Origin of the sequence: Nocardia paucivorans NBRC 100373 (assembly GCF_000308675.1) — a bacterium.
GTDB classification, from domain to species: Bacteria; Actinomycetota; Actinomycetes; order Mycobacteriales; family Mycobacteriaceae; genus Nocardia; species Nocardia paucivorans.
In genome coordinates, this window is sequence record NZ_BAGE01000030.1 from 1 (window position 1) to 24,489 (window position 24,489).

Consider the following 24,489-nt stretch of genomic DNA (forward strand, 5'->3'; position numbering starts at 1 on the left):
ACAGAACGCCGGGTCGACCGTGGCTCTGGGCCGATGTCGGTTGGCGCCCAATCACGCGGATTCAACCATGAACGGCGGTCGCGGCCACCTCAACGCGAGCCACCATTCGAAAAACCTGTGTGCCTTGTTGTGGTCCGCAAGCGAAGTCCTGGTAGGGAAGCCGCTACAAATGGGCCGGTTTTGCGGCTTCGTGGCCGTATCGCTTCGGTGTGGTGGCTTACCGCGTTTCCGATAGTGCGGCCGACGCGGCCGGGGCGGCGGCCGCGCGGTCGGCGGGAACCAGGCCGATACGGGTGCGGCGGTCGAGTAGGTCGCTCGCATCCATGGCGCCCTCATTGGTTACCCCCCAGACGAACTCGGCGGCGATGACATCCACGCCTGGAGCCACGGGATCGGCGAGAGCCGGATTCGTCTCGGCGAGGGCGGCAACGGCAGACGCTTCACCACCATAACGATCGATCAGGAGCCGCGGGGCGCGGATTCGGTCCCGGGCCGGACCGGTGACCGCGCCGACCAGGGGGAGATCTTCGGTGCGGCAAGGGCCCGCCGCAAGACCCGCGTGTCGAATGGCGGCGTCCACGGCGTCCTCGGCCATGCGGCGGTAGGTGGTGAGTTTGCCGCCGACCACGGTGACGACGCCGGCGGGTGAGAGCAGCACCGCGTGCTCGCGGGATATATCGGCGGTGCTGTCGGCCCCGGTGCGCAACAGTGGGCGCAGGCCGGCGAAGGCGCCCCGGATATCGGCATGGGTCAGGGGCGCGCGGAGGACGGAATCGACGGTGTCGAGCAGGAAATCGATCTCGGTGTCGGTGGGGCGCGGCTCGTCGGGGACGGGTCCGGGCGCATCCTCATCGGTGAGGCCCAGATAGACCCGGCCGTGGGCGGCCGGGAGAGCGAAGACGAAACGGCCGATGCTGCCGGGCACCGGAACGGTGAGGGCAGCGGTGAGCCCACCGAAGGACTCGGCATCGAACACCAGATGGGTGCCGCGGCTGGGACGTAGTTCGATACTCGGATCGATCCGGTCGGCCCAGACGCCGGTCGCGTTGATCACAGCCCGGGCACGCACGGTGAGGGTTTCGCCGGTACAGGTGTCGCGTAGCGACGCCGAGTCGCCGGTGACCGCGTCGGCCTCCACCCGGGTGAGCACGGACGCCCCGTAGGAGGCAGCCGTACGTGCCAGAGCGACCACCAGCCGGGCATCGTCCACCAGTTGGCCGTCCCAGGCCTGGATACCGCCACGCAGTCCGGTCCGGCGGAGGGTGGGGGCCAGTCGCAGCGCCTCGGCCGGCGACACCCGACGGGAGCGGGGCAGATGTGCGGCCGATGTGCCGGCGGCCCGGCGCAGCAGATCGCCCGCCGCGAAACCCACTCGGGTGAGGGTGCGTTGGGTCCGCGTGATACCTGGTAGCAGTGGAACCAGTTGGGGGAGCGGTCGCACCAGATGCGGCGCGGTGCGGGTGAGCAGAATCCCGCGTTCCACCGCACTCTCGTGGGCGAGTCCGATATGGCCGCTCGCCAGATACCGCAGACCGCCATGGACCAGCTTCGAGCTCCATCGGCTGGTGCCGAAGGCCAGATCCTGCCGTTCCACCAGGACGGTACGCAATCGGCGGGTCGCGGCGTCGAGGGCGATACCGGCTCCGGTCACTCCACCGCCGATGACCAGCAGGTCGATGTGAGGTTCGTCGCCCAGCGCGGTCAACTCACGCTGTCGTCTGGCGGCGTTCAGGGCGGAATCGGTATGCGGTGACGACATCGTCTCGGCCTTTCCCGGGCCGTCGGCCCGCCTTCCGGATACGAGCGCTTCCCTTATGCGGACGGGGACCTTCGTGGTCCGCGCCTTCGAGTCTGCCTCGTCGATATCCGATGGCGATGGAACCGAGGAACAGGTGACGTTCGTCGCAGTGCGCGGGTATCGGCCCGCCTGCGTCGACCTGCCCGAAATGTCGCTTTCATCCGCGGAGCAAACGGAGAGCGCATCCAAGTCGCGGACCCGGTTGGTTATGGTGACCGTGCTGGTAGATGCGGTGCGAGCATCGGATCGTGGCCGTTGGGCGCGTCCGGCCGCCCGGTGTGCGCACCGAGTGCCACACTGGGGCCCGTGAACCGGATGTGGCAACCTGCCGGCATCGACCCCACCGCAAATCCCCCCGCAGGTCGGGTCGCACCCGATATGGTGTGGGATGCCTGGGGTGTCCCCGAAGGGCATGCCCCGCTATCGGAGCGGATTCGCGGCCTGCTGACGCAGGTCTTCGGAATCTCCGGCGAGCCGGCGGCTCATCGTGATGAGGGCGATGTGCCGCTGCGCTCGTCGGAGCTTTCCGCCGACCACCGCGCCGGCCTGAGCACGGTGGTCGGCGTCGACCGGGTATCCACCGAGCATCGCGACAGACTGCGACACGCGGGCGGTAAGAGCACCCTCGATCTGCTGCGCCGTCGCGCCGAGGGTCCGCAGGACGCACCGGACGCCGTTGTCTTCCCCGCCGACCACGACCAGGTGGCGGCGGTGCTCACCTATTGCGCCGACCACGAGATAGCGGTGGTTCCGTTCGGCGGCGGCACCAGCGTGGTGGGCGGCCTCGATCCGGTGCGTGGCCGTTTCACGGCGGTGATCTCCCTGGATCTGCGTGGGTTGAACGAGCTGCTCGCGGTCGACCCGGTGAGCCGGACCGCCACCTTCGGCGCGGGTGTCACCGGACCGCGTGCCGAGGGGCTGCTGGCCGAACACGGTCTGTCGTTGGGGCATTTCCCGCAAAGTTTCGAATTCGCCAGTATCGGGGGGTTCGCCGCCACTCGCTCGTCGGGACAGGCCTCGTTCGGATACGGGCGGTTCGACGATATGGTGCAGCGTCTGCGTATCGCGACCCCCACCGGGACGGTGACCGTGGGCCGCGCGCCCGCCTCGGCGGCCGGTCCGGATCTGCGCGAGCTGTTCCTCGGTTCCGAGGGCACGCTCGGGGTGATCACGGAGGTGACCGTGCGGGTTCATCCGATCCCGGAGGACACCCATTACGAGGCGTGGACGTTTCCGGATTTCGACACCGGGGTCGCGGCGCTGCGCGCGTTGGTGGGATCCGGTGCCACGCCGACCGTCCTGCGTCTGTCCGACGAGGCCGAAACCGCGCTCAACCTGGCCCGCGCCGCGGATATCGGCGGCCCGGCGGTCGGCGGCTGCCTGGCGGTGACGACCTTCGAGGGCGCGCGGGCGCATATCGCGGCCCGGAGTTCCGAGGCGGCGGCCGTGTTGCGCGCCGCGGGCGGCGCCTCGTTGGGGCCGGAACCCGCACGACAGTGGGAACACGGTCGGTTCGCCGCCCCCTACCTGCGTGATGCCCTCCTGGATGTGGGGGTGCTGTGCGAAACCCTGGAGACCGCCGGCTACTGGAGTGTGTTACCCGAGCTGAAGGCGAAGGTCACCGCCGCGCTGGTGGACCGGCTCACCGTCGGGGCTACACCCGCGTTGGTGATGTGCCATATATCACACACCTATCCGGCGGGAGCCTCCCTGTACTTCACCGTGGTCGCGGTGATGGGCGACGATCCGATCGCACGGTGGCAGGCGGCCAAACGAGCCGCGGGCGACGCCATCATGGCCGCCGGCGGAACCATCACCCACCATCACGCCGTCGGCGCCGACCACCGGGACTGGCTCCCCCAGGAAATCGGTGAGTTGGGCGTTCGGGTGCTCCGCGCGGTGAAACGCGAAATCGACCCGGTAGGCATCCTCAACCCGGGCACACTGTTGCCATGACCGAGCCGCAGCGGGGCGCGGTACGCGCCGCCACCATGGTGACGAACCCGATGGCCGGGCACGGTCGGGGTCGCGATACCGCGGCGTCCGTCGCGGCCCGCCTGATCGAGCGCGGTATCGAGGTCGGCGAGGTGCACGGTTCATCGGTGGCCGAGACCCTGGCGCGGCTGCGTGAGAATCTCGTCGGCTCCCACCCGGACGTCGTGGTCTGCGTCGGCGGCGACGGCATGGTCTCGGTCATTCTGGACGGACTCGCCCACGGCGGGATTCCGTTGGCGCTGGTGCCCTGCGGCACCGGCAATGATCTGGCGCGCGAATTCGGCATCCCCGACGACGATCCGGTCGCCGCCGCCGATCTGGTGCTCGACGGTCGAGTGCGCGATATTGATCTGGGACTCATAGAATTCGAGCGTTTCGGCTCGGGGATCGGCGCCGATCGCCCTTCTGCGGGCGATACCGGCTCCATGTGGTTCGCGACCGTCGCCGCGACAGGCTTCGATGCCCGGGTCACCCTGCGCGCCAACCGAATGCGCCGTCCGCACGGTTCGCTGCGCTACAGCCTCGCCGCGCTCGTCGAACTCGTTCACGGCACCACGGTGCCGTATCACATCGAGCTTTCTCATCGCGGCGTGGCGCAGGCGACGATCCTGGACACCGAAGCGGTGATGGTGGCGGTGGGCAATACCGGCACCTATGGCGGGGGTATGCGGATCTGCCCCGATGCCGTCGTCGACGACGGGCAATTGGAGGTCACCGTGGTCGGGGCGGTATCGCGTCCGGAGATGTTGCGATTGTTGCCCGCTTTGGCCTCGGGCCGGCGGGTCGATCATCCGGCCGTCACCCGCTATCGCGCCGAATGGTTGCGGCTCGACTCTCCGGGGGCTCCGGTCACCGCGGACGGTGAACCCGCGGGCACCTTGCCGGTGACGATGCGCAGCGTGCCCAGGGCACTGTCGTTGTTGGTCCCCTCCTGAGGGTGGGCCTCGGTGGCCCACATCGCCGTAGCCGTCAGGCGGCGAAGCGTATGCGCCGCACCCGGTCCATACCGGAGCGGTCGATCACGATCACCGAGGCCGGTTCCGGACACAGCCGTTGCCCCCGGTCGACGGCGGTCAGTAGGCGATTCCACCGAGAACAGTGCCGGCGGAACGAGATTCCCCCGACCCGTCGCCCCCGAGCGAACTGTCCGGCCCGGGCGATGGCGGCGGGCACATCGAGCAGAATCATGTGGAACTCGCGTCCGTGCCGGGTGGCCCACCGGCCCAGCAGACGGCGGGACCAGCCGTAGGTGGCACAGTCGTGGATCACCACCGGACCGGTGTGGTCGCGTAGCGCCGAGCGGATGCGAGCGAAATGCGCGAGGTGCACGACCGGCCGCCACAGCGGATAGGGCAGCCGGTGCAGCCGATGTCGCCAGGTGTTGCGGACATGATTGGAGTCGAGCACGAGCGTGTCGTCGGGGCCGTTCGGTGGCTCTTCGGCCTCGGCCGGGGAGCGGAACAGTCGGTGCAGCGCGGTGCTCTTGCCCGCGCCCGGGATACCGGCGAACAACAGTGCAGCCGTGCTCGGATAGCGCAGTTCCCGCACGTCACCGATATCGCGACCGCGTAGCTCGTGTCGTCCCTCCGGTCGGATGATCTCCGAATCGGGTTGGCCCAGACCGTGTTCGGGTGGATCCAGTGGTGCGGTATCGAGAGGTGGACTCACCTTCCCAGATTCCACAGTGCCCGTGCTTTCGGCAAGGTCGAAGCGGCAAGCTGAGAATTACTTGTGGATTCGGGCCGACGGCGGCGATCGATTGTAGGCTTACCTCGTGGGCGGTGTTCTTCGATGTCCCTCATCCATCGAAGAGCACCGCCTGCGTCGTGTCGAAGGCCGGGCCCGTGGTCACGGGTAGGACGGCAACCCTGCGGCGACCCTCCTGCGCCTACCACTAGAATCGCGGCGTGACCAGCGCAGCCCCTGACCATACGCGAAATCGCGCCGATGCCCTCCCCAAGAGCTGGAAACCCGGCGAGGTGGAGGCCGACCTGTACGAGCGCTGGGTAGCCGCCGGTTACTTCACCGCCGATCCGTCGAGCGGCAAGCCCGCGTACTCGATCGTGTTGCCGCCGCCGAACGTGACCGGTTCCCTGCACATGGGCCATGCCCTCGATCACACCCTCATGGACACCCTTGCCCGTCGGAAGCGGATGCAGGGGTACGAGGTGTTGTGGCTGCCCGGTATGGATCATGCCGGTATCGCCACCCAGACCGTGGTGGAGAAACAGCTGGCCGCCGAGGGCAAGACCAAAGAAGATCTCGGTCGCGAGCTGTTCACCCAAAAGGTGTGGGACTGGAAGCGCGAATCCGGTGGTGCCATCCAATGGCAGATGCGGGCCCTCGGCGACGGCGTGGACTGGTCGCGGGACCGGTTCACCATGGACGAGGGCCTGTCCCGGGCGGTGCAGACCATCTTCAAGCGGTTGTTCGACGCGGGCCTGATCTACCGGGCCGAACGTCTGGTGAACTGGTCGCCGAAACTGCGCACCGCCATCTCCGATATCGAGGTCAAATACGCCGATGTCGAAGGTGAGTTGGTTTCGCTGCGATACGGCTCGCTCGACGACGCCGAACCGCATGTGGTGGTCGCCACCACACGAGTGGAAACCATGCTCGGCGATACTGCGGTGGCGGTGCATCCGAACGATCCGCGCTACCGCGATCTGATCGGCACCACCCTCGAACATCCCATCACCGGCCGGCGGATCCCGGTCATCGCCGACGAATACGTCGATCCGGAGTTCGGTTCCGGTGCGGTCAAGATCACCCCGGCGCACGACCCCAACGACTTCGAAATAGGTCTGCGGCACAACCTGCCGATGCCGACCATCATGGACGAGCGCGGCCGGATCACCGGTACGGGGACCGAATTCGACGGGATGGACCGGTTCGAGGCACGGGTGAAGGTGCGTGAACGGCTTGCCGCCGATGGACGCGTGGTCGCCGAGAAGCGCCCCTATGTGCACAGCGTCGGCCATTCGGAACGCAGCGGCGAACCGATCGAACCGCGGTTGTCCATGCAGTGGTGGGTGAAGGTCGAGTCCCTGGCCAAGGCCGCCGGCGACGCGGTGCGCAACGGTGACACCGTCATCCATCCGGAGAGCCAGAAACCACGCTGGTTCGACTGGGTCGACGATATGCACGACTGGTGCATCTCCCGCCAGTTGTGGTGGGGCCACCGCATTCCGATCTGGTACGGCCCCGAAGGCGAAGTGGTGTGCGTCGGCCCGGACGAGACGCCGCCGGAAGGTTGGGTGCAGGATCCCGATGTCCTGGACACCTGGTTCTCGTCGGGATTGTGGCCGTTCTCCACCATGGGTTGGCCGAACGCTACCCCGGAGCTGGAGAAGTTCTATCCGACCAGCGTGCTGGTGACCGGCTACGACATCCTCTTCTTCTGGGTGGCCCGGATGATGATGTTCGGCACCTTCGTCGCCGAGGACGCCGCGATCACCGCGGGGAAGGGCGGCGCTCCCCAGGTGCCGTTCAAGGACGTGTTCCTGCACGGTTTGATCCGCGATCAGTACGGCAAGAAGATGTCGAAGTCGCGCGGCAACGGTATCGACCCCCTGGACTGGATCTCCGATTACGGTGCCGACGCGCTGCGGTTCACCCTGGCACGCGGCGCGCAACCCGGCGGTGACCTGTCCGTCGGCGAACCGCACGTCCTGGCCTCACGCAGTTTCATCACCAAACTGTTCAACGCGACCAAGTTCGCGTTGATGAACGGTGCCCACCCGGGTGACCTGCCCTCCCGCGACACCCTCACCGACGCCGACCGCTGGATTCTGGACCGGCTCGACGAGGTGCGCGCCGAGGTCGACGCCGCCTTCGACGCCTACGAGTTCGGCAAGGCATGTGAGGCGCTGTACCACTTCGCGTGGGACGAACTGTGCGACTGGTATCTGGAACTGTCCAAGGTGCAGTTCGCGGCGGATGAGGACCGTGCCGAATCCACCCGGGTGGTGTTGGGCAATGTTCTCGACGCTGTGCTGCGGCTGCTGCATCCGGTGATCCCGTTCGTCACCGAGACACTGTGGCGGGCATTGACCGGCGGGGAGTCCGTCGTCGTCGCCACCTGGCCGCGGAGCAGCGGGGTACCCGGTGACGCAGACTCTGCGCGACGGATCGCCGATCTCCAGCGTCTGGTCACCGAGATCCGGCGGTTCCGCAGCGATCAGGGACTGGCCGACAAGCAGAAGGTCGCGGCCCGGGTGATCGGTCTGGACGAGGCCGGAATCGCGCATATGCGTGATTCGGTGGCCAATCTCGCCCGACTCACCGAACCCGGCGACGGGTTCTCCGCCACCGCATCCGTGGAGGTGCGGTTGGGCACGACCACCGTCACCGTCGAGGTGGACACCTCGGGTGCCGTCGATCTGGCGGCCGAACGGCGCCGGTTGGAGAAGGACCTGGCCGCCGCCCGGAAGGAACTGGACACCACCACCGCCAAGCTCGCCAACGAGTCGTTCCTGGCCAAGGCGCCCGAGCAGGTGGTGGACAAGATCCGTACGCGTCGTGATGTGGCCGCCGCCGAGGTGGACCGGATCGGCGCCCGACTCGCCGAGCTGAGTGGCAAGTGAACGATCCGCGAGGCAACCGCGAACCGGAGCCACAGCACGGGACGGGCGCTCGCCTCGGTAGCGGTCCGTCGCCGGTGGATCTGGCGGAGATGGCGCTGGTCGAGGCCGAACTCGACCAACGCTGGCCGGAAACCAAGATCGAGCCGTCGCTCACCCGGATCGCCACCCTGATGGACGTGCTGGGGCATCCCCAACACGGTTATCCGGCCATCCATATCGCCGGCACCAATGGCAAGACGTCGGTCTCCCGGATGATCGACGCCCTGCTCACCGCCCTGCATCGCCGGACCGGACGGTTTACCAGCCCGCATCTGCAGTTGGCGACCGAACGGATCAGCATCGATAACGCGCCCATCTCCCCGGCCCGCTATGTGGAGCTCTATCGGGAACTGCAGCCGTATATCGAGATGATCGATCAGCAGTCGATCGCGGCGGGCGGGCCGGCATTGAGCAAGTTCGAGGTGCTCACCGCCATGGCCTACGCCGAGTTCGCGGAGGCCCCGGTGGATGTCGCGGTGGTGGAGACGGGGATGGGTGGTGCCTGGGACGCCACCAATGTCATCGACGGGCAGGTTGCGGTGATCACCCGGATCGGCCTCGACCACACCGAGTACCTGGGCTCGGACCTGGCCTCCATCGCCAAGGAGAAGGCGGGCATCATCAAGCCCCCCGCCGACAGCCTGGTGCCGGTGGACACCGTGGCGGTGCTCGGCGAACAGGACCCCGAGGTCATGGATGTGCTGTTGCGGCGCGCGGTGGAGGTCGACGCGTCGGTGGCCCGGGCGGGTTCGGAGTTCCGGGTCCTGGCCCGCCGGACCGCGGTCGGCGGCCAGCAGCTGGAACTGCAGGGTCTCGGCGGAGTGTACGACGAGATCTTCCTACCGCTGCACGGTGAGCATCAGGCCCATAATGCGGCGCTCGCCCTGGCCGCGGTGGAGGCGTTCTTCGGTGCGGGTATCGACCGGCAGTTGGACATCGATGCGATCCGAGCCGGTTTCGCCGCCGTGACCAGTCCGGGCCGGATGGAACGGATGCGCAGCGCGCCCACCATCTTCATCGACGCCGCGCACAACCCCGCCGGGGCGCAGGCGCTGGCCGCGACGCTGACCGCCGAGTTCGATTTCCGCAAGCTGGTGGGTGTGGTATCGGTCCTGTCCGACAAGGACGCGGCGGGAATACTGGCCCCCCTGGAATCGGTATTCGACGAGATCGTCGTCACCGATAACGGTTCTCCGCGTGCCATGGATGTGGAGCAACTCGCCAACCTGGCCGTTCAGCGTTTCGGCGACGAGCGGGTGGTGACCGCCTCCACTCTGCCCGACGCGCTGGAAACCGCCATCGCACTGGCCGAAGAGGTCGGGGAACCGGGCGAGACCATCTCCGGCGCGGGAATCGTGGTGACCGGTTCGGTGGTGACCGCGGGAGCCGCCCGCGCCCTCTTCGGCAAGGCCCCGGCATGAGCATGAGCGGTCGACGCCCGGAGACGGTAGCGCAGTGTGATCACGGAGGGCGCCCGGGAGTGCCGCGGAAGGACACAGCATGAGTGGAGCTCAGGACGACCCCGCGGCTCGGCCGGCACCGCCCGATCCCTGGAAGGGGTTGCGCGGCGTTATGGCGGGCGCACTGGTACTCGAGGCCATTACGGTGCTGCTGGCCTTGCCGGTGGTCGCCGACCTCGGCGGTGGACTGAGTTGGCTATCCTCCGGCTATCTGGTTTCGGTGGCGTTGGTGATGGTCGCGGGCGCCGGATTGCAGCGCCGGTCGTGGGCCATTCCGTTCAATCTCGGTATGCAGGTGCCGGTGCTGCTCGGCGGGTTCTTCCATCTGTCCATCGTGGTGATCGGGGTGGTGTTCATCGGGGTGTGGGCCTTCATCCTACTGTTGCGCGCGGATGTGCGGCGGCGCATGGAGCAGGGCACACTGCCCGCGCAGCGGATGCGGGACCGCTCGTAGACGGGCGGTGCGGCCGGTTCGGTCGCGCCCGATAAGCTGGCGCCGTGACAGAGCAGACATTGATGCTGATCAAACCCGACGGTGTCGAGCGCGGCCTGGTCGGTGAGGTGCTGAGCCGGGTCGAGCGCAAGGGCCTGAGGATCGCCGCCCTGGAGTTGAAGCAGGTCACCCCGGAGTTGGCGGGCGAACACTACGCCGAGCACGCCGACAAGCCGTTCTACGGTTCGCTGATCGAATTCATCACTTCCGGTCCGGTGGTGGCCGCGGTCCTGGAGGGTCCGCGCGCCATTGCCGCGTTCCGACAGGTGGCCGGTGGTACCGATCCGGTGGAGAAGGCGGTACCGGGCAGTATCCGCGGTGATCTGGCCCTGGAAACCCAGTCCAACCTGGTGCACGGCTCGGATTCCCCGGATTCGGCCAAGCGCGAGATCGCGCTCTGGTTCCCCGATTTTCCGCTCTGATCCGGCCCGTCTCCTCGGAGCGTACGGGCGGGTGCCCTGCCCGGTCGTATCGTGCGGCGGCCATCGGTCACCGGGTGCGGTCACGGCCTTTCATTCGCTCGGTTACACCCCGATGGGCGGGTGGTCCACAGCGCCGGTGGCGAACATCGGGCGCACTGTGTGGGATACTGGCAAGTGGTTGCGATCGGTAACGGTCGCGATCGGATGACACTTTGCGGGGCGATGCCGCCATCGCTGCCGCGGATCGATAGCCGGGATACTGGGCCGTCGTCCGCCTCGGCGCGCTGGATGAGCGCACGTGCCGCGGAGTTCAGCCATAGCCAGGCGCCGCGTGCCCAGTTGGCCCGACCGAGGTTCGACAGAGACGACCGGGCACGCGGGGCGAGACCATTGTTCTCGCGCAACCGCGCGAGGCGGACGGAAAGCGCCCCCGCGACGGCCGCGTCACTCTTCGAGGGACGCGCCCGGGGGTCCGAGGAGACTTCGTGGCCGATCAAGAGCCGCTGGACACAACATCACAGGATGTCGATCAATTGCCGGAGCGAATCCGAGTTCATGCACTGGCCAAGCGACTGGGGGTGACGAGCAAACGGATCCTCGCCAAACTCAGCGAGCTGGGGTCCGAGGCCCGTAGTCCGCAATCGAATGTGGAGCGGTCGGTTGCCGAGACCGTCCGTGATTCGCTGCGAACCCCACCGATACCCTCGCCGCCCGATGCCGGCGAATCCCCGGCGGGCGCTGCGACGCCCGGCGGAGAGGAACCTGGTCGGCATACCGAGGCCGTGGTCCCGAAGCCCGGCGGTGGGTCCGGGCAGATACCGGAGACCGTGACCGACGCGCAGACGCCCACCCCGGCGGCCGCCGAGGACGAATCCGCCGCCGAAGCCGAGTCCGCCTCGCCGGAAGCCGCCGAGGCGGTGCCCCAGGCCGCGGCGCACAGCACACCCACCTTCACCGCTCCGTTCACCGCCCCGGCCGGCCTGTTCGCCAGTCCGGTGCCGGAGGAGCCGACGGTCGCCGAGCCGGTCGTCTTCGAAACGGCCGTCGCGGCCCCGCTGTTCTTGCCCCCGGACACCAAGGTCGCCGAGGAATTGCGACGCAGGCGGCGCGCCGAGCGGGCCACCAACCGGTCCGAGGAGCCGACCGGCACCGATACCGAGGACGAAACCGTCGCCGAGGGCAGGACCGAGGAACAGGCCGCCGGCGAGGAACAGCCGCGTCGTCGTCGCCGGGGGCGGCGCGGACGTGGCCGAGGACGGGGTGAGCAGCACACCGAGAACGAGACCGGTACCGAGCAGGAAGGCTCGGCCGCCGAGTCGGGCGAACCCGCGACGGACACCGAGACCGTCGAGGAGCGATCGGCCGAACCCGCCGATACCGAGACCACGGAACAGGACGAGTCCGGCGATACCGAGACCGGTGCGAGCGCCGAGCCGAACGAGGGCACCCCGAGTCGACGTCGTCGCCGACGGCGGCGCCGTAAGGCGGGCGAATCCGGGGAGACCGAACCCGCCGACGACGATCCGCCCAATACCGTCGTGCACGAGCGCGAACCGCGGAACAAGAGCCGGGGTCGCGCGGTGGTCGACGAAGTTCAGGGCATTGCGGGTTCCACCAGGTTGGAGGCCAAACGGCAGCGTCGTCGCGATGGGCGCGAGGCCGGCCGGCGGCGGCCGCCGATCCTCACCGAATCGGAGTTCCTGGCTCGGCGCGAATCGGTGGATCGCGTGATGGTGGTTCGGGAGAAGGCGTTCCCCGGGCATCCCACCGCCACCCAGGTCGCCGTGCTCGAGGACAACATCCTGGTCGAGCACTTCGTCACCAGCACCGGGTCGGCCTCGATGGTGGGCAATGTCTACCTCGGCAAGGTACAGAACGTGCTGCCCAGTATGGAGGCGGCGTTCGTCGATATCGGCCGTGGTCGCAACGGGGTGCTCTACGCCGGTGAGGTCGACTGGGAGGCCGCCGGGCTCGGCGGTAAGGAACGCAAGATCGAGCAGGCGCTCAAGCCCGGTGACCAGGTGCTGGTCCAGGTGAGCAAGGACCCGGTCGGACACAAGGGCGCCCGGCTCACCACCCAGATCAGCCTGGCCGGCCGCTTCCTGGTGTATGTGCCGGGCGGTACCTCCACCGGTATCAGCCGCAAATTGCCCGATACCGAGCGCAAACGGCTCAAGGAGATTCTGCGCGAGATCGTGCCCGACGACGCCGGGGTGATCATTCGCACCGCGGCCGAGGGGGTCAGCGAGACCGAACTGACCCGCGACGTCGAACGACTACAGACCACCTGGCGCAAGATCAAGGAGGCCGCCGGGAAGGACTCCGGCGCGCCCAAGACCTTGTACGAGGAGCCCGACCTGCTGGTCAAGGTCGTGCGCGATCTGTTCAACGAGGACTTCTCCAAACTCGTCATCGAGGGCGAACGCTCCTGGAGCACGGTGCAGAGCTATATCGGCACCGTCGCGCCGGATCTGCTGGACCGGGTGATCCGGCACGAGAACAACGGCGTCGACGTCTTCGAGGCCTATCGGATCGACGAGCAATTGGCCAAGGCCCTCGATCGCAAGGTGTGGTTGCCCTCGGGCGGCACCCTGGTCATCGACCGCACCGAGGCGATGACGGTGATCGACGTCAACACCGGCAAGTTCACCGGTTCCGGCGGCGGCAATCTGGAGGAGACCGTCACCCGCAACAATCTCGAGGCCGCCGAGGAGATCGTGCGGCAGATGCGCCTGCGCGATATCGGCGGCATGATCGTCGTCGATTTCATCGATATGGTGCTCGAATCCAACCGTGACCTGGTGTTGCGTCGGCTCACCGAAGCCTTGGGCCGGGACCGCACTCGGCACCAGGTCTCCGAGGTGACCTCGCTCGGTCTGGTTCAGATGACCCGTAAGAAGCTGGGCACCGGCCTGGTGGAGGCGTTCTCCACCACCTGCGAGCACTGCCACGGACGCGGCATCGTGGTGCACAGTTATCCGGTGGAGCCGTCGTCCGCCGAGGACGGCGCCGGCCGGGGGCGGGAGTCCGGTTCGCGGCGGCGCCGGGGGCGGGACAAGTCCGCGGCGCCGGCGACGCCCGCCGCGCCCGTCACCGAATCCACCGGTGAGGATGCCGCTGTCAAACGGGCGCATCCCGTTGCGCTGGCCATGGCCGCGCATCAGGCGGAGGAGGCGGACGGCCGGGCCGAGGGAAGCGCGGAGTCGGTGGACACCGCGGAGGTCGCCGCGGAAGCGGTGGTGTCGGAAGCGGTCGTCTCCGAGGTCATAGAGGCCGTGCAGACCGGTGACACGGTGGTCGGTTCCGAGCCGGAGAGCGCGGAAGCTCGGTTCGCCGACGAGCGAGTGGTCGAAGAGGCCGTTGCCGCACCGTCGAGCGGTGGAGCGACCGGTACCGCCACATCCAACGGAGTGTCCACCGAGAACGGCCGACCGGCGCAGGATCGTCCCGCGGGCGACGAACCGCCGCCGCCGCGGCAGCGCCGCCGACGTCGGGTGGTGCGTTCGGCCGCCGCGCCGGATTCCGTCGCCGGCCGTACGGCTGTGGTGGGAGCGGAGCCGGTGAGCGAGGTCGAAGCCGGTGACGACTCGGCCACCGTCCTCGAATCCGCGCCGCACGCCTCCGGTTCGGCCACCGCCGTGACCGGTGCGGAGACGACCTCGGTCGAGGCCGCACCAACCGGTGACGAACCGACTCCGGCCGCCGTCGAGGAGGTCTCTCCCGCGGTCGAGCCGAGCGGTGCGGAGTCGGCCACGACGGAATCGACCACGACGGAATCGACTTCGCTCGCGACCGGTTCGGCTCCGGCCGGAGCCGGGGATGCCGATGCGGTGTCCGCGGCGGTGGAGCCTCCGGCCCGTCCGGCGCGGCGTCGGGCGGCTCGTCCGGCGGCGGCACCGGTCGCCGGTGCCCAGGCGACGGTCGTGAGTGTGGAGGCCGTCGGTCACGGCATATCGCGATCGGACGGTGGAGCGAGCGAGACGGTTTCCGTCGAGGAGGCCTCGGCCGACGCCGAGACGGCGGCCGTGACCGCCGTCGAGTCCGCCGACGGCACCGCGGCGACGGGAACACCGTCGGATACCGCCGAGCCGTCCCCCGCGGCGGATTCGGTGGCCGTGGCTTCGGGTGCGGAGGATGCCGCCGTCCGACCGGCGCGCCGCCGCCGGGTGGCGCGTTCGGCCGCGGCGCCGTCGCCGGACAGCAGCGGTGCGGTGTTCGTCCTGTCCGCCTCCGAACAATCGTCCGCCCCGGCCGTCGATTTCACGTCCGATGTGACTGTGACGCAGGTCCAACCGTCCGCGCAGCGGACGCGTCGTCGAGGTGCCGGTCGACCCGCGGGCCCACCGGCGGAAGAGAAGAGCTGATTCGCCCGAAATCCGGTGGGCGGAAAACGAGACCCTCGTCACCCGAGGGTCTCGTTTCCGTCTCGAGGGTGTCCTGCGGCGCGGGTTCGTATGGCGAAACCGGGGACCGGTTTGGAGGGCTACGCTCGTGTCCTGTAATCTTGGCCAGTCGCTGCCCGGCGGCAGCAGTGTGCTGTTCCGTGGCCGGTTCCCGATACCGAGAGCCACCAGGTGCTGAGGCGGCGGTGATTACCAGACCAGTCGTACGGCGGTTTCCGGTCCAATCGGATTTCCGCCGTGAGCGAGTGCCGAGCACTAGAGGAAGAAGGGCAGCCGACCGATGGCAACGTACGCGATCGTCAAGACCGGCGGAAAGCAGTACAAGGTCGCGGTCGGTGACCTGGTGAAGGTCGAGAAGATCGAAGGTGAGCCGGGCGCTTCCGTCGCCTTGTCGCCGGTGCTGGTCGTCGACGGCGCCGAGCTGACCACCGATGCGGACAAGCTGGCGAAGGTATCGGTATCGGCCGAGGTGGTCGAGCAGACCAAGGGCCCGAAGATCCGGATCCACAAGTTCAAGAACAAGACCGGCTACCACAAGCGCCAGGGTCACCGTCAGCCGCTGACGGTCCTGAAGGTCACCGGCATCAAGTAACGACCCGCAGGGCTGCACGGCCCGCGCTGAAGGAGTATCAGCAATGGCACATAAGAAGGGTGCGTCCAGCTCCCGGAACGGCCGCGATTCCAATTCCAAGCGGCTCGGCGTGAAGCGTTTCGGGGGACAGACCGTCAAGGCCGGGGAGATCCTGGTGCGGCAGCGTGGTACCCACTTCCACCCCGGTGTGAATGTCGGCCGCGGTGGCGACGACACGCTGTTCGCGCTGGCCGCGGGTGCGGTCGAGTTCGGCACCAAGCGTGGTCGCAAAACCGTCAACATTGTGGTTCCGGAGCCGGTCGAAGCCTGACCGGCCGACGACTTCACCACAGCCAGCGGGTCAGGGTGTACCACCCTGACCCGTTTTTCGTGTTCGTGCCCCAATGGATCGGTGATTCCGCGCCCACGGCGGCGGTTTCGCCGGCCCCCGCTCGAAGGAGGATGATTCGGCGTATGGCCAAGTTCATCGACCGTGTCGTACTTCAGGTGCGGGCCGGGAAGGGCGGGCACGGGTGTGCTTCGGTGCACCGGGAGAAGTTCAAACCGCTCGGTGGGCCCGACGGCGGCAACGGCGGCCGTGGGGGCGATGTGGTGTTGGAGGTGGATACCGGTGTGCACACACTGCTCGACTTCCACTTCCATCCGCATGCCAGGGCCGGGAACGGCCGACCGGGCGAGGGTGGGAACCGGAATGGTAAACAGGGCGAGGATCTGGTGTTGAAGGTGCCCGATGGCACCGTGGTCCTCGACTCCGACGGGGAGGTCCTGATGGACCTGGTCGGGGCCGGTAACCGTTTCGTGGTGGCCCGTGGCGGACGCGGTGGTCTCGGCAATGCCGCCCTGGTGTCGCGGGCGCGTAAGGCGCCCGGTTTCGCGCTGCTCGGGGAGGAGGGCGAGGAACGCGATGTCGTGCTCGAGCTGAAGTCCGTGGCCGATGTCGGCCTGGTCGGATTCCCGTCGGCGGGTAAGTCCTCGCTGGTGTCGGTGTTGTCGGCGGCCAAGCCGAAGGTGGCCGACTATCCGTTCACCACCCTGGTGCCGAACCTCGGTGTGGTGGTCGCCGGGGAGACCACCTTCACCATTGCCGATGTGCCCGGCCTGATCCCCGGCGCGAGCGAGGGCCGGGGGCTCGGTCTGGACTTCCTGCGGCATCTGGAACGCTGTGCGGTTCTCGCCCATGTCGTCGACTGCGCGACATTGGAGCCCGGCCGGGACCCCATCTCCGACGTGGACGCTCTCGAGGCCGAGCTCGCCGCCTACAAACCGGCCCTGAGCGCCGACAGCGAACTGGGTGAGCTCGCCGATCGTCCTCGCGTGGTGATCCTCAACAAGACCGATGTGCCCGATGCCGCGGAACTCGCCGAACTGGTGCGGCCCGAGTTCGCCGCCCGCGGCTGGCCGGTTTTCGAGATCTCGGCGGTGAGCCGCGCCGGTCTGCGCCCCCTGACCTTCGCGCTGGCCGAAATGGTTCGCACCTATCGGGCCGAGCATCCCAAGGCCGCGCCGAAGCGGCCGGTCATCCGCCCGGTCGCGGTGGACGACAGCGGTTTCACCGTGCTCCCCGATCCCGACGAGCCGGGTGGTTTCATCGTCCGCGGCGCCCGTCCCGAACGGTGGGTGCGGCAGACCCAATTCGACAACGACGAGGCCGTCGGATACCTGGCCGATCGTTTGGCCCGTCTCGGTGTCGAGGAGGAACTGGTGCGGATGGGCGCCGAACCGGGCGCCTCGGTGACCATCGGGGATGTCACCTTCGACTGGGAACCGCAGATCGCGGCGGGCGTCGATATCGTGCCCACCGGCCGCGGCACCGATGTCCGGTTGGAGCGGACCGATCGGGTGAGCGCGGCGGAACGCAAACATGCCTCGAGAGTGCGGCGTGGACTGGTAACCGATGAGGAAAACGGAGAAGTAGGCAGGTGAAACGCACCCGCGGAGCAGGGGACCGGCCGTGACCGGAACCCAGGAACTCAGCGCCGCCCGGCAGGCCGTCGCCGGGGCACGTCGAGTGGTGGTGAAGATCGGTTCGTCCGCGCTCACCAGTTTGAAGGGCGGCCTGGACCGCGCCCGCCTGGATCGGCTCGTCGACGCCGTAGAGGCACGGATGCGGGCGGGTTCGGATGTGGTGGTGGTGTCCTCCGGCGCGATCGGTGCGGGCCTGGCCCCGCTCGGTCTCACCCGCCGCCCCCGTGATCTGGCCACCAAACAGGCCGCGGCCAGCGTGGGGCAGTTGGCGCTCGCCCATGCCTGGGGGACCTCCTTCGCCCGCTACGGCAGGACGGTCGGGCAGGTTCTGCTCAGCGCCGATGATTTCGCCCGGCGCGAGAACCATCGCAATGCCCAACGCACCCTCGATCGGCTCCGCTCGCTCGGCGCTGTGCCCGTGGTGAACGAGAACGACACCGTCGCCACCGAGGAGATCCGGTTCGGCGACAACGACCGGTTGGCCGCGCTCGTCGCCCACCTCGTCGGCGCCGATGCGCTGATTCTGCTCTCGGATGTGTCAGGCCTCTACGACGGGGACCCGCGCAAGGGTGGGGCCAACTTCATTCCCGAGGTCCGTTCCAGCGCCGACCTCGACGGGGTGATCGCCGGTAGCGGGGGAGTTCTGGGCACCGGAGGAATGGCGTCCAAACTGTCCGCCGCGCGTCTGGCCGCCGATGCCGGAGTCCCGGTATTGCTCGCCGCGGCCGCGGCCGCCGATATCGCCTTGAGCAGCGGCACCGTGGGCACCGCGTTCGCGGCCCGCCCGGTGCGGTTGTCTGCGCGTAAGTTCTGGGTTCGACACGCGGCCGACAGCCGAGGGGCCATCCATATCGATGACGGTGCGGTCGCCGCGGTGGCCAACTGTCGCCGCTCCCTGCTCGCGGCGGGTATTACCGGTGTGCGCGGCCGTTTCCACGGCGGCGATGTCGTCGATCTCCTCGCCCCGGACGGCCGCGTCGTCGCCCGGGGAGTGGTCGAATACGATGCGGCCGAATTGTCGACCATGCTCGGACGATCCACCGCCGAACTCCCGGACACCATGCAGCGCCCGGTGATTCACGCCGACGACCTGGTCAAGGTGTAGCGCCGGCCGTGGATCAACCGGCGGGGGTGATTCCGAGCGTTTCGACGGCGGTGCGGGCGGCGGCGGCCACCAGGGCGTTGTCCGGTTCCGCATCTTGTTCGGATTTGGCGGTGAGCACGGCGATGACGATCGGAGCCCGTCCCGGCGGCCAGGTGACGGCGATGTCGAGGGCGCAACCGTAGGCGGAGCTTCCGGTTTTGTCGCCGACGGTCCAGTCGGCGGGTAGACCGGCCCGGATTCGGCTGTCGCCGGTGGTGTTGGCGATCAGCCATGAGCTCAGCCGGGTGCGTTCGGGTTCGGCGAGACCGTCGTCGACGACGAGTGCGCGATAGTCGGCGGCCAGCGCCGAGGGTGTGGTGGTGTCGCGCTCGTCACCGGGGATCGCGGTATTCAGTTCGGTTTCCCAACGGTCCAATCGTGAGACGTCGTCGCCGAGGGTGCGGAGGAAGGCAGTGAAGCCGGCCGGACCGTCGAGCAGTTTCAGGATCTGGTTGCCGGCGGTGTTGTCGGATCGGGTGATGGCGGCCTCGCACAGAGCGGCGACCGTCATACCGGTATCGACATGCTGCTCGGTCACCGGTGAGTACTCGACGAGGTCGGTCCGCGGATAACGGATCACCTGGTCGAAGAATCCCGACGCCAGGGGATGCTCGCGTAGCAGGGCGCCGCAGGCCAACCCCTTGAACATGGAGGCCATCGGGAACCGTTCCCCGGCGCGATAGGCGACGCTGCGGCCGTCGGCGGTGTCGACCGCGAATACGCCCAGTCGGGCGCCGTGTTCTGCTTCCAGCGCGGCGAACGGTTGGTCCGCGACGATCCGGGTGGTGGTCTGTGTCGCGGCCGTGGTCTCGGGGTCGGAACCACATGCGGTGGCGGTCGAGAGCGTGGCCACCGCCAGTGCGACAGCGACGAGCCGACGGCGGCCGAGGGGGAGAAATCGAGCAGATGCGGAGAGATTCACCGCTACAGCACAGCATTCACAAGCGGGCCGCGGCCAATATCCAACCTCACCGCAAACGAGTCGAGACCGATATCGGTGCAGTTCACAGCGGGGAAATGCGCTCAGTGGCGAGCTGTTCGAGCGATGGGTGACCGGTCGGATCGGGCTCCGGTCGGGTTTTCACGAGGTGGCGGCGGCTCCTCGGCCCGGGGTGCGGGTGTGCACCGGTTTCGCGCGGGCGGTCCACCGGCCTCGGTCGTAACCGACCTCGACGGGATGGGCGAAGGCGGTGGTGACATGGTCGGTGGTGAGCGTGTCGCGGGCCGTTCCCGATGCCACGGTGCGGCCGTCGGCGATGAGCAGTGCGTGGGTGGTGGTGCTCGGCAGTTCCTCCAGATGGTGGGTGACCAGGATGGAGGCGACATCCGGGTGGGTTTCGTCGAGGGTGTCGACGGTTTCCAGGAGCTGTTCGCGTGCGGCGACGTCCAGGCCGGTTGTCGGCTCGTCGAACAACAGGAGCCGTGGTTCGGCGATGAGCGCGCGGGCGATCAGGCTGCGACCGCGCTCCCCCTGGGAGAGGGTGGGCCAGCGGGCATCGGCCTTACCGGACAGGCCGACCGTGGCGATCATGTCGTCGGCGCGGCGAAGGTCGTCCGGGGTAGGGGTCCAACGCAGGGGGAGGTCGATGGTGGCGGTGATTCCGGTGAGCACCACTTCGCGCACGCTCAGCGGTGTCCTTAGTGGGTGGCGCGGGTTGACATGGCCGATATCGCGGCGCAATCGCTGTAGTTCCACTCGGCCCAGTTGTTGCCCGAGCACGCGAACCGTACCGGAGGTGGGAAATGTGACGGCGCCGCAGAAACCGAGCAGAGTGCTCTTTCCTGCCCCGTTCGGGCCGAGCAGTGCCCAGTGTTCCCCGGCGCGCACGGTGAGGGAGATGCCGTGGATGATCTGTTTGCCCTCGCGGCGAAACGTCACATCGGTCAGTTCCAGCACCGGTTCGGTGTTCACGGGTGTATCTCCTTCGGGGTGTCCGGGTTCCGAACGCACGGGCGACGTTCGGCGTGGGTGGGTGTGCCGCTCAGATGAGTGCCTCTTTCAGGGCGGACAGGTGACCGCGGCCGGCTTCGGCGGCCGCGGCGGGATCGCGGCGGGCGATCGCGTCGGCAAGATCCCGATGTGCGGCGTGGTCGGCCGATTCGGAGGTCATGGGACGGATTTTCAGCATGTCGATCATGGCCGGCCGCAGGCGGGGCAGGAATGTGTCGAAAATCTGGGTGAGCACATCGTTGTGGGCGGCGGCGACAACCGCCCGGTGGAAGGCCATATCGGCATCCACGAGTTCGGCGGTGGACAGGCCGGCGACGGCCCGACCGGCCAGGGTGCGGCGGATCGTCCGCAGATCGGCCGGGGTGCGGCGGACGGCGGCCAGGGCGGCCGCCTCGGACTCGATGGCGATCCGGGCCTCGATCACCGAGACGATGCCGGCGCGGCGCAGCAGGGTGTCCCAGTCGTCGGGGACGTCCAGCGCGGTGACGAACACCCCCGCTCCCTGTCGGCTGTCGAGCACACCTCGGCCGGCAAGTTCTCGAATGGCCTCGCGGAGTGTGGAGCGACCCACCCCCAGCTGCGCGGCGAGGGTGGTTTCGCCCGGTAGCCGGTGGCCGAGTGGCCACTCACCGGCGCGAATCCGTGTCAGCAGGAGTTCGGCGGCCTGGGCGGCGAGTGGATGGCGACGTACCCGAGCCGGGGGTGCGGGGTCGGGTCCGATACCGCGCGTGGCCATATCACCTCTCTGCTTGTCTGAGGAGTTTCGATCGGCTACATTCTAGCCACCATGACGCGCACCATGCTTCTCCTCGGCTGCCACGGCGGGGTCTGACCGACCGGCCCCCTGCCGTGGGGTCCTGTCGCGGCCGGTCGCCCATCGCTGTCACCGACCGAGGACAGAACATGAGCACACGCGCTTTCCCAACCATCGCCACCCCCGCCGGTGCGGTTCCGTCGGACGCTCCCGCCTGGAACCGGCAGCGGCACTCACAGATGTCGTCGCACCGCTACCGCAATGTCCACGAGCGGGTGGAGGTGCCGTCGCTCGACCGGGAATGGCCCCACGCGCGAATCACCCGCGCACCGCTGTGGGTACCCGTCGACCTGCGCGACGGTAATCAGGCCCTGGCCGAACCCATGGACCCCGAGCGCAAACGGCGCTTCTTCGAACTGCTGGTTGCCATGGGCTACAAGGAGATCGAGGTCGGATACCCCTCCGCCTCGCAAACCGACTTCGATTTCGTCCGGTTGCTCGTCGAGACCGATCTCGCCCCCGACGACGTCACGATCGTGGTGTTCACCCCTGCCCGGCGGGAACTGATCGAACGCACCGTCGCGGCGGTGCGCGGGATGCGCAACGAGGTCGTGATCCACCTGTACACCGCCACCGCGCCCACCTGGCGCGAGGTGGTGCTGGGCATGGACCGTGCCCGGGTGCGAGAACTGATCCTGGCCGGCGGCCGCGATGTGCTCGAACTCGCCGGTGATCTGCCGAATACCCGGTTCGAGTTCTCCCCGGAGGTGTTCAACCTCACCGAACCGGACTATGTCCTGGATATCTGTGACCGCATGACCGAACTGTGGGATGCCGACCCGCAGCGGCCGGTAATCCTGAACCTGCCCGCCACCGTGGAGGTCGCGACCCCCAACGTGTACGCCGACCAGATCGAATACATGCATCGCAATCTGCGCCGTCGCGACAGCGTGATCCTGTCGGTGCACCCGCACAACGACCGTGGAACCGGTATCGCCTGCGCGGAGCTCGCGCTCCTGGCCGGAGCGGAACGGGTGGAGGGCTGTGTGTTCGGCAACGGCGAGCGCACCGGCAATGTCGATATCGCCACGCTCGCGTTGAACCTGCATGCGCAGGGGGTGGACCCGATGATCGACTTCTCCGATATCGACGAGATCCGCCGCGTCGTCGAATACTGCACCCGGCTGCCGATCCACGCCCGACACCCGTATGTCGGCGATCTCGTGCACACGGCGTTCTCCGGTACCCACCAGGACGCGATCAAGAAGGGGATGGCCGAGCACCACGCCCGATCCGCGGCCACCGGCGTACCGGAACGTGAGCTCGATTGGCGGGTGCCTTATCTGCCGATCGACCCGGCCGATATCGGTCGCGACTACGCGGCCGTCATCCGGGTGAACTCCCAGTCCGGCAAGGGGGGTATCGCCTATCTGCTGCACACCGAGTACGGATTGGAATTGCCGCGTCGGCTGCAGATCGATTTCGCCCGTAAGGTCCAGTCCCATGCCGACAGCACGGGACTGGAGATCACCGCGGCCGAATTGCGGGAGCTGTTCGACTCGGCCTATCTCGATGCCCCCGATCACGCGCCGGTGGTATTGAAGGACCGGCGCAGCACCGGCGGCGACACCGAAATCACCCTCGTGGTCGACGGGACCACTCGGGTCGGCACCTATCGGAGCGCCGATCCGGTCGCCGCCCTCACCGAGGCATTGGCCGCCGCCGGGTACCCGGTCGAGATCCTGGAGGCGACCCGGCAGTCGGTTGCCACGGCGACCGAGCGGTATGCCATCACCTACCTGGAGTATCGGCGTGGAAGTGCCGTCGAATGGACTTGCGGCCGAGGGGAATCCGAGGAAGTGTCCGCTCTGGACGCGGTGATCCGAGCGGCCAATCGGACGGCCGTCGCGGTCGGTTGAGAGGATCCCGTCGATGAGCGCGCCCGCGCACGCCGGCTGCGCGTGAACGGGCGTGGTCCCGGGATTTCGAAACGGCCGAAAAGCGCGCTCCAGGGGATACATCGGAAAGTGCCGTGCGAATATCGAAGTCGTGAGCCGATTTCGGATGTCGACGATCGCGAATCGGGCCGGGCGTCGTAGGTGTTATGGCCGGAATCGCCGTGGCGGCCGAACGCCACGGTGTCACGATACGGGCAATGCCCGGCCTGGATCTGGGGAGGGCCGGCCGATTTGGCCGAAGAATGCGCCACCTGGGCTGTGCGGTATCGGGATCGGGGCATTGTCGGGCTGGATGCCGGTGGCAACGAACCGGGGCGCGGTGATGTCTCGCAGTTCGATCGGGCGGTGGCCATTGCCCGCGACCTACCGCGCCGGGGTGGACGGTTCTCTGTGCGAGGATGCCGTGCGGCAGCAATTGCGTGAGGTCGGTGATGCGGCATTCGGTGCTCCACCCGACCGTATCCGGCACGAGCCATGTTGATCCCATCCGGCGGCGGCAGAATCTGCGGTTTGTCGCCGGCTCGAGCGCTGGTGATCACCGCACGCGTTGGCAGGCCACGGCCATCAAGGGCGAGGCGCATCCTGGTGCTCGGTCCGCCCTCCGATCGTCCGAGTGCTTCTCCGGAAACGTCTGTGGCGCCCCCTTTTTCCAGGCCCCGACAGCGTGCCGATGGGCTCGTATCACACTCCAATCGACCGAGACGACCCATGCGCCTCGCCGACCGAATCGTCCTTGACGATCACTTCACCGAGGACCTTCTGCCAGGTCCTATCAGCGGTCCAGGTCCGTAACCGCTCATGCGCGGTTTTCCACGGTCCGTACCGTCTTCCTTTCCACGCGGATCTCCGCCCGCAGCAGTGCTGGACAGCAGGCGTTAAGTCGAGGTTAAGCCGATTACAAGCCGGCGCCACAACCGTGGTCGGCAGTT

Annotated in this window: 17 protein-coding genes; 12 read left to right on the top strand and 5 right to left on the bottom strand. The window is 68.1% G+C overall.

All coding sequences use genetic code 11. The annotated features are described in order from the left end of the window. Nucleotides 1–217: 217 nt before the first annotated feature. The gene (locus ON32_RS06205; protein WP_040789501.1) at nucleotides 218–1,759 is read right to left on the bottom strand and encodes a glycerol-3-phosphate dehydrogenase/oxidase; all 1,542 of its coding nucleotides are present in this window, start codon (nucleotides 1,757–1,759) and stop codon (nucleotides 218–220) included. 417 nt (nucleotides 1,760–2,176) lie between these two features. Here ON32_RS06205 and ON32_RS06215 point away from each other — a divergent pair, with 417 nt between their 5' ends. After that, nucleotides 2,177–3,754 carry an FAD-binding oxidoreductase gene (locus tag ON32_RS06215; RefSeq protein WP_040789763.1) on the top strand — a complete coding sequence of 526 codons (1,578 nt, stop codon included), beginning with the start codon at nucleotides 2,177–2,179 and terminating at the stop codon, nucleotides 3,752–3,754. Continuing rightward, the gene (locus ON32_RS06220) at nucleotides 3,751–4,728 is read left to right on the top strand and encodes a YegS/Rv2252/BmrU family lipid kinase (protein ID WP_040789503.1); all 978 of its coding nucleotides are present in this window, start codon (nucleotides 3,751–3,753) and stop codon (nucleotides 4,726–4,728) included. The genes ON32_RS06215 and ON32_RS06220 overlap by 4 nt, the downstream gene beginning before the upstream one ends. Nucleotides 4,729–4,762: 34 nt before the next feature. On the opposite strand, the gene ON32_RS06225 is transcribed toward ON32_RS06220, so the two are convergent. After that, a complete protein-coding gene (locus tag ON32_RS06225; RefSeq protein WP_245550837.1) occupies nucleotides 4,763–5,461 on the bottom strand; it encodes an AAA family ATPase in 699 nt (232 codons plus the stop codon). A gap of 239 nt (nucleotides 5,462–5,700) precedes the next feature. Between ON32_RS06225 and ON32_RS06230 the strand changes: the two genes are divergently transcribed. From ON32_RS06230 to proB, 9 genes are all read left to right on the top strand, one after another. Then, entirely contained in the window at nucleotides 5,701–8,379 is a 2,679-nt protein-coding gene (locus tag ON32_RS06230; protein WP_040789505.1) for a valine--tRNA ligase, read from the top strand. Further along, nucleotides 8,376–9,839 (top strand): bifunctional tetrahydrofolate synthase/dihydrofolate synthase, encoded by a 1,464-nt coding sequence (folC, locus tag ON32_RS06235; RefSeq protein WP_444543715.1) that lies wholly within the window; start codon nucleotides 8,376–8,378, stop codon nucleotides 9,837–9,839. The genes ON32_RS06230 and folC overlap by 4 nt, the downstream gene beginning before the upstream one ends. Nucleotides 9,840–9,918: 79 nt before the next feature. After that, nucleotides 9,919–10,332 carry a DUF4233 domain-containing protein gene (locus ON32_RS06240; protein WP_040789506.1) on the top strand — a complete coding sequence of 138 codons (414 nt, stop codon included), beginning with the start codon at nucleotides 9,919–9,921 and terminating at the stop codon, nucleotides 10,330–10,332. A 44-nt stretch (nucleotides 10,333–10,376) separates the two neighbouring features. Continuing rightward, a complete protein-coding gene (gene ndk, locus ON32_RS06245) occupies nucleotides 10,377–10,793 on the top strand; it encodes a nucleoside-diphosphate kinase (protein WP_040789508.1) in 417 nt (138 codons plus the stop codon). Between the two features lie 485 nt (nucleotides 10,794–11,278). Beyond that, the gene (locus ON32_RS06250; protein WP_040789510.1) at nucleotides 11,279–15,157 is read left to right on the top strand and encodes a translation initiation factor IF-2 N-terminal domain-containing protein; all 3,879 of its coding nucleotides are present in this window, start codon (nucleotides 11,279–11,281) and stop codon (nucleotides 15,155–15,157) included. 319 nt (nucleotides 15,158–15,476) lie between these two features. Beyond that, nucleotides 15,477–15,788 carry a 50S ribosomal protein L21 gene (gene rplU, locus ON32_RS06255; protein ID WP_040789512.1) on the top strand — a complete coding sequence of 104 codons (312 nt, stop codon included), beginning with the start codon at nucleotides 15,477–15,479 and terminating at the stop codon, nucleotides 15,786–15,788. A 43-nt stretch (nucleotides 15,789–15,831) separates the two neighbouring features. After that, complete coding sequence (rpmA, locus tag ON32_RS06260; protein ID WP_040789513.1) at nucleotides 15,832–16,098, top strand: 50S ribosomal protein L27; 267 nt, start codon at nucleotides 15,832–15,834, stop codon at nucleotides 16,096–16,098. 143 nt (nucleotides 16,099–16,241) lie between these two features. Then, nucleotides 16,242–17,711, top strand: a complete 1,470-nt coding sequence (gene obgE / locus ON32_RS06265) for a GTPase ObgE (protein ID WP_040789514.1) — start codon at nucleotides 16,242–16,244, stop codon at nucleotides 17,709–17,711. A gap of 28 nt (nucleotides 17,712–17,739) precedes the next feature. Continuing rightward, nucleotides 17,740–18,858 (top strand): glutamate 5-kinase, encoded by a 1,119-nt coding sequence (proB, locus tag ON32_RS06270; protein ID WP_040789516.1) that lies wholly within the window; start codon nucleotides 17,740–17,742, stop codon nucleotides 18,856–18,858. 13 nt (nucleotides 18,859–18,871) lie between these two features. On the opposite strand, the gene bla is transcribed toward proB, so the two are convergent. The 3 genes from bla to ON32_RS06285 form a co-directional block, all read right to left on the bottom strand. Next, entirely contained in the window at nucleotides 18,872–19,756 is an 885-nt protein-coding gene (gene bla, locus ON32_RS06275; protein ID WP_051132952.1) for a class A beta-lactamase, read from the bottom strand. Nucleotides 19,757–19,978: 222 nt separating this feature from the next. Then, nucleotides 19,979–20,809 (bottom strand): ABC transporter ATP-binding protein, encoded by an 831-nt coding sequence (locus ON32_RS06280; protein ID WP_040789518.1) that lies wholly within the window; start codon nucleotides 20,807–20,809, stop codon nucleotides 19,979–19,981. Nucleotides 20,810–20,879: 70 nt separating this feature from the next. Further along, a complete protein-coding gene (locus ON32_RS06285) occupies nucleotides 20,880–21,584 on the bottom strand; it encodes a FadR/GntR family transcriptional regulator (protein WP_051132925.1) in 705 nt (234 codons plus the stop codon). A 167-nt stretch (nucleotides 21,585–21,751) separates the two neighbouring features. Here ON32_RS06285 and ON32_RS06290 point away from each other — a divergent pair, with 167 nt between their 5' ends. Then, nucleotides 21,752–23,521, top strand: coding sequence for a 2-isopropylmalate synthase (locus ON32_RS06290; RefSeq protein WP_040789520.1), 1,770 nt, complete (start codon nucleotides 21,752–21,754; stop codon nucleotides 23,519–23,521). The last annotated feature ends 968 nt before the right edge of the window (nucleotides 23,522–24,489 follow it).